The sequence below is a fragment of the Streptomyces niveus genome, assembly GCF_001723055.1.
GTDB classification, from domain to species: Bacteria; Actinomycetota; Actinomycetes; order Streptomycetales; family Streptomycetaceae; genus Streptomyces; species Streptomyces niveus.
In genome coordinates, this window is the sequence record NZ_MDCR01000002.1 from 1 (window position 1) to 12,850 (window position 12,850).

A 12,850-nucleotide genomic window follows, 5' to 3' on the forward strand; every position below is an offset into this window, starting at 1 on the left:
GTGCTGGTCGAGGGAGAGCAGGGGGTCGACGCTGACGAACTGGCCAATGCCCGGGTCGTATTCGCGGGCACCGATGTGAGTGAGGCCGGTGGCGATGTCGGCGGGCTTGCCGAGGAAAGCTTTGTCGTCGGGCCAGGTGGTGGCGGCGCTGCCGCGGGGGGCTCCGAAGGGTGTGGTGTAGCGCTTGGTGACCGCGAGGGTGGCGGCGTCGATGGCGAGGCTGGAGGTGCCGTGGTGGTCGCCGGCGAGGAAGGAGAGTTTGCTGCCGGTCGTCCCGAGGGTCGCAGTACGAAGGGCGATGGTCTTCCCGGCGGCTGTGTAGTAGCGGGTGCCGGTCAGGGTTTTGGCTGTGCCCTTGGTGGTGACCCGGACTTCGCTGCCGCCGCCGAGGTAGAGGACTGTGTCGCCGTCGCCAGTGGTGTTGCGGCTGATGAGGAGTTCGCCGTCGGCGTCGTAGAGGTAGCTGGTGCCGGTGGCGGGTTTGGTTCCGGCGGCGGGTTCGGTGGTGGTTGCGAGTTTGCCTTCTGTGTTCCAGGTGAGGGTCTGCTGGGCCTGGACGCCGGGGCGGCTGGTGGTGCTGCCGGACTTGTCGTACGTGTAGGTGCCGGTCTTCGCCCCGGTGGTGCTGGTGAGGGGGTGCGGCTGGCCGGTCGGGGTGCCGTAGGCGTACGTCGTGGTGTTGTTGCCGGTGGTGGTGTGTTTGGTCTCGGTCTTGCGCTGGCCGCCCGTGGTGTAGGTGTAGCTGGACCAGTAAGGGGCTTCACCGTCGAGGTTGGCTGTGGTGCGGCCGGTGGTGGCGCAGTCGGGTGTTCTGGGGGTCCAGGCTTCGATGAGGCGGCGGTGGCCGTCGTAGGTGAAGCACTGGTTGTCGGTCTTCGTCGTGCCGCCGGTGCCTTGGGTGGCGGCGTCGAAGATCGAGGTGATGTTCCCGGCGTCGTCCTGGGTGAAGTTGAGGTCCTGCAAGCGGCCGGGGTGTGCGGTGTCGCTGACGACGGAACTCTTCAGACGGCGTGTGCCGGGTTCGTACCCGAAGGTGAAGGCGAGGTTCTGGCTGGTGTAGGGCGTGAGTTGGCGCAGATCGCCCAGTTCGGAGTAGGTCGCGTCCTTGAGGTAGGCGCCGGTGCCGCTCACGCTGGTCTGGAGGCCCAGGTCGTTGTACTTGTTGGACACCGCCTCGGCGGGCAGGCCGCCTGCGGCCGGATGGGTGTTACTGCGGACGGTGCCGTCGACGTTGTAGACGGTGGAGAAGTTGAGGGTGGCGGGCACTCCCGCCGCGACCAGCGGGTCTGTGGCGGGCAGCGTCAACTGGGTGCCGGTGACGTTGTACACGGGGTCGTAGGCGGTGACCTTGGTGGTGTATGCCTTGCCGGTCAGGCCGCCTTCGTAGCGTACGGAGGTGTCGGCCTGCCCCTTGGCGAGGGTGTCGAAGGTCCAGGCGGCGAGCTTCGTGGCATCTGTCTTGGTGCCGTCCCACAGCCCGGTCTGGCGTCCAAGGGCGTCGTATTCGGAGAGCACCGTCTTGCTGAGGGCGTTGGTAGTGGAGATGGCCCGGTCGAGTTCGTCGTATTGAGTTCTGGTGGTGCCCGAGTCGGGGTCGGTGGAACTGGCCTTCCGGCCGAACAGGTCATAGGTGTGGATCCACTTGGCCCGGTCGGGACCGGTGACCGTGTCCTGCTTGCCGGCGCCGGTGTAGGTGAAGTCCGTGGTGGTGAAATCGGCGCCGGTCGGCTGGGTGCCCGCGTATTCGCGGCGCTGAGTGGTCTGGCCGAGGGCGTCGGTGACGACGGCGGTGGCCTGGCCGCCGGTGGGCGCGGTGTTGGTGACGGTGTCACCGGTGTGGGCGGTTTCGGTGGTCCACCGCACGCGGCCGAAGTTCATCGTGACCGTCTTGACCGCGCGGCCCGCCCCGTCGTAGGTGGTGTCGTTCTGTACCGGTGCCTGGCCGCCTTCGGTCTGGGCGATGACGGAGGTCGGTGCGGTCTTGTCGTCCCAGATGTCCGATTGGGACGAGACGGCGAGACCACGGTCGTCGTACATCGTCAGGCCGATCACCCGGCCGCCGAGTGGTGAGGGTGACTGTGTCTGGCGCGGGCGCAGCTGGGAGTCGTAGATCTCGTAGGTGGTGTTGTAGCCGGCTGCGTCGCCTTGCAGGCTGCCGGTGGACACCCAGGGCGGATCGGTGGCCGTGATGCCGTAGTCGTAGACGTAGTTGGGGCTTTTGCCGCCGGATCTGGGGCTGTTGGGGAGCCATGCCTGTTTGATGCGCCCGAGCGCGTCGTACGTGGACTCGCTGACCTTGTTGTTGGGGTCGGTGACCTTCAGGGGGGCGGCGGTCGCGTAGTCGAGCAGGCTGATGGTGCGGTGGGATTTGGCGTTGGTGACCGTGGTGGCAGTGAGCGGGCCGGTCTCCGCCGGGGTGTAGGCGTTGGTGGAGGTCGTGGTGTCGTTCGTGTCTTTGACCGTGAGCTGGCGGCCGAGCGCGTCGTAGGTGACCGTCGTGATCTTCTGCCAGGCCGGCTGGTTGTCTGCGCCGTACGACGTGGCCCGGCCTGTCCAGCGGGGCTCACCTTTGGTGGGCTTCTGCTCCGCTGTCCAGGTGGTGGTGTCGTAGGCGATGGCGGTGTCGGTGACGACGTCGCCGGGGCGGGTGGAGTCGGCGGGCAGGTCGAGTGCCGTGTCGGTGGTGGCGCAGGGCTGGGCGACGGTGCGCGTGCGGGCGACGAGGTTGTTAATTCCGACGGTGTCGTTGCGGGCGTACCAGGTGCGTGTGCACTTCTCGTCGCCGGTGACGGCGTTGTCGCCCTTGTCGTCGACGGTTTCGGGCATGCCGTAGTCGTCGTAGGTCGTCGCTGTCGTTCGGACCCGGTCGCGCGGGGTGCCGGTGGTGGTGATGTTGGTCCGGTCGTGGGTCGCGGCGACGCGGACGAAGTATGCCTCGGTGTCGGCGTAGGACTTGTGCTGGGTGGCGGTCTTCTTCGACCAGGGGTCGCTGATCTTGCCGCTCACCTCCTGGGCGCCGTTGTAGGTGACCGACTCTCGGGTGAACCCGGCGTACTGGTCGGAGTCGGTGATTCCTGGCGCCTTGATACCGGTGACCGTGACGCTCTTGCGGTCGGTCGCGTGCGGGGTCTTCCCGTCGGATCCGAGGACGCGATCGCCGTTCATCCCGCGCAGGTACACGGTCGCGGTCTTGGACTGCGTCTTGCCGGGGCGGCCGGTGACGTGGGTGACCTGTCCGTAGCCGCGCCAGGAGGACCAGGTGCGTTCCTTCTCCTTGATCATCGGGTCGTCGTTGTAGTGCCAGGCCCCGCCACCGGTGTAGGTGTAGGTGTGCTCGACGGCCTCGGATCCGCCGTGCGGGTCGGTGGTGGACACGGCCTGGACGGGGTACTTCTGGAACCAGTCGAGGATCGGTGTCTTTTCGCCGTTCGGGGACCAGTACACCGGGTAGCAGCGCTTGGTGTTGGTGTCGACGGCCGGTTTGGCCTGTCCGGCGGTGCAGTCGGCCGGCAGGTAGTTGACCACCGACTGCGCGCCGGTCTCCGATGTGATCGTGTACAGGCGGGGCTTGTGCAGGGGCAGGATGTCGTCGCTGTTGCCGTCGACGCGGTTGGCAAGGAACTCGTGGGTGAAGGTGACCGGGGGCAGGGCTATTTCGGTGCCGTGCCGGCCGGTGTGCCGGATCTCGTCCAGCCACAGTGACTGGTCGGAGGAGTCACCGGTGTCGCCCGGGTCGAGGTACTGCTGCTTGAGCGCCCAGGTGTCCACCGGGGCGAAATCGGGGATCGCGGCAGCGGCGTTCCATGCGTAGGTGGAGATGGCGGTCATGCGCTTGCGGGTGAAGAAGCTGGGGCCGACGTTTCCGGTGCATTTGTCGCCCTCCTTGCACACGGCGTCGAAGGGCACGTCGGGCCAGTTGTCCCGGGCGTCCTCGGTCAGCGAGTCGCAGCCCGTGCCGGTGGCGACGCAGCGCTCCTTGTAGGAGAAGACGACCTTGTTGGACGCTGCGGGGGTGCCGCTGAAGAGGGCTTTGGCGCGCTGGCCGTAGCGGATCTCCTTCAGCCACCCACCGCGGGTGTAGGCGGTGCCGGTGTTGTCGTCGCCGAGCTCGTCGTAGTAGTTGGTCTCGGAGTCGTACCAGTAGGACATGGCGTTGGCGTGGGTGTCTTCGACGTAGTCGAGGTTCCACCGCCATGCCTGCTTCTTGTCCCGGCCGGAGAAGCTGGTCCCGTCCTTGTATCCGGGTTCGCCGGAGTCGTCTCCGAAGACCGGTACGGTCCATACCGAGTCGGTGCGCTCGTCCGCCGGTGCGCCGTCGAGCTTGTTGAGGCCGAAGACGTACTTGGTGCCCTCGCCGGTGGTGATGGTCCAGTACTCGCCGTTGTCGTCGCCGTTGTCGGCGCCGGTGGAGTGCGTGACGGTCGAGGCGTCGTCGTTCTTGAGCCGCCAGACACCGGGCTCATCGGCCTCGCCGGGTGCGCCGCCCTTGCCGTCCTGCTTGACGAGTTCACTGGCTTTGCCGTTCAGGACGACGGAGGCGTTGTCGTACTTCCAGCACTGGTCGAACTTGTCGTCCTGACCGTCGTCGTCACACGAGCCGTATTTGCGTTCGATGTAGGACGAGGTGATGTCGAAGCCCTCGCCGATGGCGGTGCCCTGGTTATTCGTCGAGCCCGTGCGGCCGTCGACACTGCCCGAGTCGTAGGAGATCGACAGATCCGGCGCGGGGCCGGCCGCAGCAGGAGGGGTGCGCAGCGGGTAGGACCAGGTGAAGGTGCCCGAAGAACCACCGGCTTCCCAGGTCGACGACGCGGAGAGCGGGGTGGCCTTGTAGTCACCTGCACCGGATTCGCTGCCGGCCGCGAGGGCCAGGACCACGGTCCGCCCGTCCGGTGAGGCGGCCGACGTGAAAGCGACTGGTGCCGTAACAGTGCTGTGGGCGCGGTCGTTGGTGAAGTCCAGCGGTGTGCGGGTGCGGCACTTCGAAGCGGCCGGGTCGGTCAGCGCGCAGTTGGGCAGTCGCTGGATCTGGAGGCGTCCGGCCCAGTCACCGCCGTAGGCGGAGGCGAACTTCTTGTAGTTGAGACCGAGTCGGGCGGTGCCGCCGGTGGCGGGTCCGGTGACGGTCAGGGCGACGCCCTTGATCCCGAGCTGCGCGGCCTGCTTTTGGTCCAGGACGGTGACTTCCACCGCTCCGTTGACCGGCTTCTGCTTCTTCGCCAAGGAGGGGGCGATCAGGCTGAGGGGAAGCCCACCCGCTGAACTCTGCGCGGCGCCGGTGGACGACGGAGTCAACGTCGTACGTCCGGCTTGCGGCCAGGTCACGGCCGTGGCCCGGTCGCTCTTCGCGCGGGCAGTGTCCCTGCGGTGGGTGTCGGCGGCCTTCTTCATCACGGCGGCCTGCTTCTTGTTCACCTTCGCGGTGAACCGGGTCACCTCCGCCGCCTTCGGCGCCGCCAGCTTCGGCGCGCCCAGCAGTGCGGGATCGTCCGCGAACACCACCGGGCTGAGCAGTCCCGGCATCAGGGCGAATCCGGTCACCACGGCGACGCGTCGCAGCCATATCCTGACGCGCGGTCCGCCGCCGCCAGCCGTACCGTACTTGCCCCTCATCGGATCCGCTCCCCATTCCAGCCGCCTTCATCAGGACGGCACATGTTCCGGACCGCCACCGTCCGTGCCCGGGGCGTCTGGTGATGCTGCAGAAGACTTCGGTGAGCCGCTGTACGACCGGTCCGAGGCGACAGGAGAAGAGCTGTAACCTCGGACCGCCTATTCGGCGCCCGGGTCGCCCATGACTTTGGTGCCGACCTGCTCTTCCGTCATCGCCCCGGTCCAGACGCGCGCTTCGTCCAGAACGCCCGGCAGGTAGTTCCCGGTCTTTCCGCCGGACGAGCCGCGCCCCCAGGACAGCGCGCCCGAACCCTGCACAGGCGTGACGAACGAGGCATCGTCGGCCGACGGCTGCTCGGACTGGCTCACATACAGACGGGTGGTGCCGAATCCGGTGTCCACAGCCTCTCCGGCGTCGTACACCCCGGTCACCTGTACCCAGGTGTCGAGTTCCGCCTCGAACTCGGAAACCACCTGTGCCTGCCCGGTCACAGCACCGTTCGCGTCGGTCCCGGTGCGCCCGAACTTCCAGTAGTACGAAGCGACACCGTCACCGTCCGGGTCGATTTTCTCGACCCACAGCGCCCACGACGATTCGCTGCCCTTCGAGGTGGCCTGGCTGAAGACCTGGCCTCGGTAGCCAATGGGTTTGGCCTCCATCAGGGCCTTGTCGACCTGCACATTCGCCGTGACGGTGAAGGAGCCGGTCTCGTCCACCGCAGGACCGTCGGTGGTCAGGTAGCCGGCCACGCCGTCGAGATCGAGCTCGTTCTCCTCGGGGCGTGGCACCGCCCCGGTCGCCGAGATGGTCATGGCCGGGGACGTGTAGTCCGTCCACTCCTCCACCCGTCCGCCGGCTGCCGATGCCGTGTCCCAGTAACCGACGAGTTCAGTGGCCGGCACCCCCTCCGGGGAGAGCGCGGCGCTGTCCTGACGGACCATGTCCGGGGTGAGCGCGCTCTGCCAGAGGGTGAGTTCGTCCAGCCGGCCGGTGAAGTACTCCCCCGCCGGGGAGCGTCCGATCAGCATGTCCTTGGTGGAAGTGACCGGTGTGTACGCAGGATTGGCCGCGGAGAGTCTCACCGGGGAGCCCTGCGGGCGCCCGTTGACGAACAGCTGGATGGTGTCGTTCGTCTTGTCCGTGTCGTCGTGCGTGTCGAACACACCGGTCAGATGCGTCCAGACCTCCCCGGGCGGGTTCGACGCCACGGCCGGCGACTGCACCATGACCGGGCTGGCCACATCGGCCGCCACGCGTGCGAACACCCACTTCTTCGTGGTGCCCGAGTAGTACAACTGAAACGCGGATCCGAAGGCGCCCGGCGCCGAGGCCACCGTGCCGCTCTTCTGCGTGTCCGTCAGCAGCGCCCACGCGGACAGCGTGAACGAGTCCTTCGTGTTCACCGCCGGGCCCGCTGTCGAGGCGTAGGCGGTCTCCTGAGCCTCACCGGAGTCGTCGTTGAGGCCGAGAGAGTAGTCACCTGTCCCCCGCCGGCCCTTCACCGACCAGAACGCACCCTTTCCCGCCGTATTCGGGGGGCGGAGCGTCGCGTGGTGACGGACTCCGGCCGTGGCGCTGTCCTTCGCCGTGACGACCGTCGAACCCGGTTGGGCATCGTCGAAGTGCCAGAGACCGACCGGCCCCTCGGGAGCGGCGACCTTGAACTCGAACTCCGCCCACGGACCGAACCGCACCCGCCCATCTGCGTCCAGGTCACCGGCCCGCACACTGAGCACCTGTTCACCGGCCAGCGTGGGGGTGACGTCCTTGACCACCGCCGTAGCACCAGTTACCTGGCGTGTCTCGCCCGCCGGCATGGTCAGCAGACGCCACTGATAGTTCTTGATGTCCGTATCGGACGGGTCCGGCTTGAACGTGAACGTACCCGGCTTGCCAGGCGTCCCTTCGCCCACGCACTCGACGCATCCCATATACGGTCCCTGGGCCGTTACCTGCGGTGCGCTCGGAGCCTTCGAGTCGATCCGGAAGTAGCAGTAGCGCGCATAAGGCGAAGAAACACTCGACGTCACCCCGCCCGTCGTCCAGAACGACTCGGTCCGCGCCTTCATCCGGTACAGAGTGCCGTCGGAGCGCGCGGGCAGACGTACCTTCTCCAGGTGGTCGTCCGGACGGAATCCCGTGGACGGCGTGACGGTGCTCCAGTTACCCACCCACGTGTTGTCTGTCTGCTGCCGCTCGATCAGGAACGTTGTCCGCAAGGCGCCGGTGAAGTCGGAGCCCTTGGGCTGGACAAGCGTCTGCGTCCTGGCCTGGACCATCGGGTCGGCGCGGGTGGCGACCGTCGGGCTCGCCGCGGAGGTGGCGCAGTACGAAACCGTGCCGTTGCCCGGAATGAGCCCCGTGCTCGTCGGCACCCCCGGCTTGGGCACGTAGATGACCTGTAGTTCGGCGTTGTCGTCGAAGCGCTTCCACGCGCTCGCGTCACCCTCGTCCTTCGCGCGCAGCATCAACGTCAGGCGTGGGAACTTCCCGTCGGCGAACGCGCGCACCGTCGACGTCAGGTTCTCGTCCGACTCGGAGCTGTTGTCGTTGAACTCGATCCACGCATCAGGCTGGTCCGGATCGCACGCCGCGCCTCGCCCGGCGGACACGTTCCGGTCGCCCATCTGATCCAGTTGCTTGGGTCCCGGCCAACGCGTCGCCGACGACATGTTGTTGGTGCGCTCCAGGTCCACCCAGTGCGGGTTGCAGTCGAACGACCACGTCTCGCGTGCCCGGAACGTGGCATCCAGCACCCTCTTGCCCGCCAGGTTCGCCGGCGAGAACTCGAACAGCATCCGATTGGTGTAAGACGCCCCGAGCGTGCAGTAGTACGGCGCCGCCGTGGCGCACCGGCCGACTCCGTACTCGCCGTCGAACTGCCAGAACCGGTCCCCGTCGGAAGAGATCACCGACCGCTCCGAGTCCCCCAGCCCGATCGGTGGGTCGATGTAGACGGGATAGACGGTGTGCTCGCCGCGCAGCAGTTCCAGGTCCGGCTCGACCGCGACGGCACTTTCGTCCACCCGCACGGGCAGGACGGCGCTGGCGTCGCCCTTGCCCGGATGGGCGGTTTCATCCTCAGCGGCCACCGGTCCCAGCGCTTCCCGAACTTCGGTGAGGCGCTGCGCCGGCAGGTCCCCGGTGTCTTCCCCGGCGGAGTCCCACATCTGTCCGGCGGGACCGCTGAAGACAACGTTGCCGTCCTCGTCATGGGCCTGGAGGCCACCACCCGCACCTGGACGGACGGTCAGTCCCCGGCCCGAGGTACTTAGTTCGATCTGCTCCAGCTCCGCGCTTGCCGCAGCCTCGGCGGATTTCACGACGAGCACCTCACGGAAGCCCTCGGCGGTAGCCGTCAGCTGAAGATCGACACCTGGGAACACTTCCGCATACGTGGCCGTCGCACCCTGAAGCGTCGGCGCGGGGAGCGAGTTTGCCCAGCCCAACGAGAGCGATCCCCGCTTATCCCCGAGGCGGATCAGGTCCTTACCGCTTCCGCCCCCGGAGAACGCCAGATCAACGACCGCGCCCTTGGGGCCGACAGAGCCGTCCGATCGACGCTCAAGCGTCGCGTCGACACTCCCCCATGAACCGTCAGCCTTCCTGACCCGTTGCGGAGCCGTCGACCGGGTCAACGTGAACGTCCCGTCAGGGTTGGCCGACGTCGAGGAGTACTCCGTCCGCTCCGAAACAACCTCGACCGCCTCCCCGGAACGGGCGGCCCTCTCCGACGCCGACAGCTCGGCGTTTGCTGATGCTTCCCCGGCCACGGCAACCTGAGGCAGCAGACCGGCGATCAGCGCGACGAGGGTCGTCACGCCCACTCTTCGGCGCACACGCCGACCCACCCCACCGGTCACAACTCCGCCTCACCCGTTCACAGTTCGCACACAAGTCGCCTCACTATGTAGTGATGATCAGAACCCGTCAACAGTGATCGGCGTCACAAATGCATGGTGATTGCAAACATGAATGCGTCGTGACGCACTGTCATGCGATTCGAACACACGGCTCCGAGAAGGTCATGAGCAGCCGAATCCCCCTCAAACCCGGGAAACTTGAACACAGCGCGAGGCTCCGCGCCGGCCAAGGAAGACGAAAGCCTCCTCCGAGACGTCGCGACCGCAACCACACCATCCACACCGCCCGCAACTCAGCAGCCAGCCTCCCCGCACGGCCGGACGCTGAGGTCGATCCCCCTCGTGACTCGCTATCCGGGCCCGGCAGTGGGCTGGGGTCGTGGAACGTCCGTTGTCTGTTGTACGAGGCGGCCCGCCGCCTGTGCCGTCCCGTGATCCAGCCGTCGCTCAGTCCGGTGCTGAGGCATGCGCCGCTTCCAGATCGGCGCCCTATCTGGTGTACGGCTCCCTGAGCCGACGGGCGCGCCTCAGGGAGAGCATTGTCGGTCGCAGAGATACTGCCGCCCCTTCAGAAGTGCCCGGTTCACCTGCCGCTGGCGATGTCCTTGGCGGGTTCCCAGTCGCGTCGGCGATGAGGACTTCGGAGCCGTCAGGCAGCAACTCGTGATCCGGTTCCCAGCCGGCGTAGAAGTCTCCTCAGGCTCGCGGTCGAGTCCGATCTCGTCACCGAGCTCACCAAGCAACCAGGCGCATCGAGTTGGACACCGCCGACTCCGTCAGCGATGTGCTGGTGTGGCGGCTGCGCCGCACGGCTTATCTGTCCGCCGACGACGCCTGGCGCCCGGCCGCGCAACTCCCGCGCCAGTCCCGGCCGGACGCGGGTGGGTGCGGGCGGCGACGGCTCCACACCTGCGCGCCGGTATGACTGTTGCGCCCCAGGGAGTGAACCTCGGACGCTGACCTCCAGTTGTGCCCTGCCGGTCGGTATCAACAGCTCATGCGTACAACAAGATTCAGCAGATTCACCGCCCGCGTGGCCGCCGTCGCGGCGGGGCGGCCTTCATGCTCCTGCCGCAGAACGCCACAGCGGCCGACAGCACCACCACCGCGTCCCGCGCCGTCGCTCCGATGTCCCTGACGCAGAGCATCGATCTCCTCCCCGTCGGTGTGGAGGACCGGACCGGGTACGAGCGAACCAAGTTCCGGCGCTGGATCGACGCCGACAAGGACGGATGCTCGACCCGCGTCGAAGTCTGATCGCTGAGTCCCGCGTCAAGCCGACCATCGATCCCGGCTGCAAGGTCGTCGCCGGCGAGTGGTACTCGTACTACGACGGCATCACGGTCACGGATCCCGGTCGCGCGCAGATCGATCACATGGGCCCGCTCGCAGAAGCCTGGGACTCGGGCGCCAAGAACTGGACACCCAAGCGGCGCGAGGCATACGCCAACGACCTTGACGCCGAACGCAGCTTGGTCGCGGTCACCTCACGCGCCAACCAGTCCAAAGCCGACCGCGACCCGGCCGACTGGCTGCCCCCGCTCGCCGACGCCCACTGCCAGTACGCCGCCGACTGAGTCGCCACCAAACTCCGCTGGGACCTCACCGCGGACGCCCGCGAGATCAACGCCCTGCGCGGCGTCGCCTCAGGGTGCGGACACCAGACGGTGGAGAACGAACCCGCCGCGTAACCACGCCCGCACCGAACCACCGCGTGCGTACCGACACGACGATCGCCGGCCGGACCCGGGTCGTACCGGACCGGCCGGCACCCCGAAGACAGCAGGACACCATGAGTTCATCCCCCTCCCCCGCGGCCCAGTTGTCCGAGCGCGTTCACCACCGCACTACGGCACCGCGAGCGGCGCGCGGCGTTTCTCCTCGGTGTGGCCACCGGGGAGCCAGTGTGTTCCGGCCGCAAGCTGTACCTCCTGGCCGACCTGCTGGTGTTGCTCGTAGTGCCGTACGTCGATCCCGGTCACGGGCGGGGCTCCTATGCGATGAGGACACCTCGGTCGAACGTGGTCTGCAGCGCGCGGGGCATCGCGCTGCGCGCCTGGTCCGCCGGCGGCGCGTACTGGAGGCGGTAGTTCACGCGACCTCCGAGCCCGGGGTGGCGTCGGTGGCGCCGATGTCCTCGCCGTGGGCCAGGTGCTCGATGAGGGCTTCGTCTTCGTCGTCCGCGCCGGTGCCGGCCAGCGCTTAGCGCACCAGGGCGGCCGGCACGTGCTCGATCTCGCAGTCGAACTCCGCAGCCCTGTCGGCGTCCATGGTCGCGCGTACGGCCGCGATCGTGCCGGGCAGCTCCGCGAGCTCACCGTCGATGACGGTCTATCGAAAAAACTACCGAATGTAACAGTGGAGTACCCCCGAAGGCGTCATGATCTACCTCGCCGACCACGTCGACGCCGGTCGGCTTTCCAATCCTTGAACAGTCCCAAATTCCACCCGCAGGAGCCTCGATGACGCCGATAACATTCACCTGGACCCCTGGCTGGGCCGGTTCGGCAGATTGCACCATCAACGATGGCCGGTCAGAAGGCAGTGCCCACGCCTCCTACATCAGCAACGCACCCGAGGACCTGCTCAACGCGGTGACCAGAGTCGTTCTCGGTGCCCGCATGGTCAAGGCGCAATTCGAAGGCGAGCCGAGCGCTCACCGCTGGGTCTTCCACCGCTACGGCGACTTTGTGGACATCGACCTGCTGCTTCTGGAGGACGGGCAACGTCCCGACAGCGAGGGACAGGTCATCTGGGAGTCACACCGCCAGGGCGTGGATGCGATAGCCAGGGCGGTGATCGACGGCTTCGACCGCGTCGCCCAGGACCTGGGTGAGGAGGCCTACCGCAAGAGATGGCTGTCACCGTTTCCACGCACCGACCTGGAAGATCTGCGGACCGCATGGCGTGACACGTTTCCTCTGACGATGCCGTCGCATGAGCGGCGCCTCGGCTGACGACGGGCCGAAGCACGGCCCGGCCGGGTCAGGCGAGTGGGTCGCGGATGAGAGAGCCAAGTGCGCCAGCAGGGTCGCCCACGTCGCTCATCGCGTAGCCGTGCCGTGGCCCCGGCTCGTACAGCGGGACGGTAGGGAGCCGTCAATTCCACAGAGAGGCTGATGGCCCGGGGCCTCTCAAGAGACCTCTGCCCGTTTCCTCCTCGCGGCGCTGACGATGATGGACGACGCCCGCGCACGGCTGGACGCCCTGGAGCACGACCTGCTGCGCGCGGCCCGCTCCCGCGACGCCTCCTGGACCACGGTCGCCGGCGCGCTCGGGCTGAGCACCCGGCAGTCCGCAGAAAGCCGTGCACTGCGCCTGGAGCGGTCCCAGAGAACCTCCGACGGCCGGGATGTCGCAGCTCAGCGCGCCG

At 67.5% G+C, this 12,850-nt stretch carries 7 protein-coding genes and 1 pseudogene; 5 read left to right on the top strand and 3 right to left on the bottom strand.

Translation table 11 applies throughout. The features are described from left to right. Both BHU15_RS00175 and BHU15_RS00180 read right to left on the bottom strand, forming a co-directional pair. The coding region (locus BHU15_RS00175) for a type IV secretion protein Rhs (RefSeq protein WP_069625266.1) at positions 1-5,613 on the bottom strand (5,613 nt) is incomplete at its 3' end. 159 nt (positions 5,614-5,772) lie between these two features. Then, complete coding sequence (locus BHU15_RS00180) at positions 5,773-8,937, bottom strand: LamG domain-containing protein (RefSeq protein ID WP_255292979.1); 3,165 nt, start codon at positions 8,935-8,937, stop codon at positions 5,773-5,775. A 1,297-nt stretch (positions 8,938-10,234) separates the two neighbouring features. Here BHU15_RS00180 and BHU15_RS42230 point away from each other — a divergent pair. The 3 genes from BHU15_RS42230 (at position 10,235) to BHU15_RS42065 (ending at position 11,054) form a co-directional block, all read left to right on the top strand. Then, entirely contained in the window at positions 10,235-10,402 is a 168-nt protein-coding gene (locus tag BHU15_RS42230) for a hypothetical protein (RefSeq protein WP_438284949.1), read from the top strand. Between the two features lie 137 nt (positions 10,403-10,539). Next, positions 10,540-10,734 (top strand): hypothetical protein, encoded by a 195-nt coding sequence (locus tag BHU15_RS42060; protein WP_368483181.1) that lies wholly within the window; start codon positions 10,540-10,542, stop codon positions 10,732-10,734. Next, on the top strand, positions 10,710-11,054 hold the full coding sequence (locus tag BHU15_RS42065; protein WP_368483182.1) for a GmrSD restriction endonuclease domain-containing protein: 345 nt from the start codon (positions 10,710-10,712) through the stop codon (positions 11,052-11,054). The genes BHU15_RS42060 and BHU15_RS42065 overlap by 25 nt, the downstream gene beginning before the upstream one ends. Before the next feature lie 270 nt (positions 11,055-11,324). Here the strand turns inward: BHU15_RS42065 and BHU15_RS41010 are convergent, their stop codons facing one another. Next, positions 11,325-11,459 carry a hypothetical protein gene (locus tag BHU15_RS41010; protein ID WP_255292980.1) on the bottom strand — a complete coding sequence of 45 codons (135 nt, stop codon included), beginning with the start codon at positions 11,457-11,459 and terminating at the stop codon, positions 11,325-11,327. A 480-nt stretch (positions 11,460-11,939) separates the two neighbouring features. Here BHU15_RS41010 and BHU15_RS00190 point away from each other — a divergent pair, with 480 nt between their 5' ends. Both BHU15_RS00190 and BHU15_RS00195 read left to right on the top strand, forming a co-directional pair. Continuing rightward, positions 11,940-12,434: a hypothetical protein gene (locus BHU15_RS00190; RefSeq protein WP_141726733.1), complete on the top strand. Its 495-nt coding sequence runs from the start codon at positions 11,940-11,942 to the stop codon at positions 12,432-12,434. A 220-nt stretch (positions 12,435-12,654) separates the two neighbouring features. Then, positions 12,655-12,850, top strand: a pseudogene (locus tag BHU15_RS00195) (hypothetical protein); the annotation flags it as partial.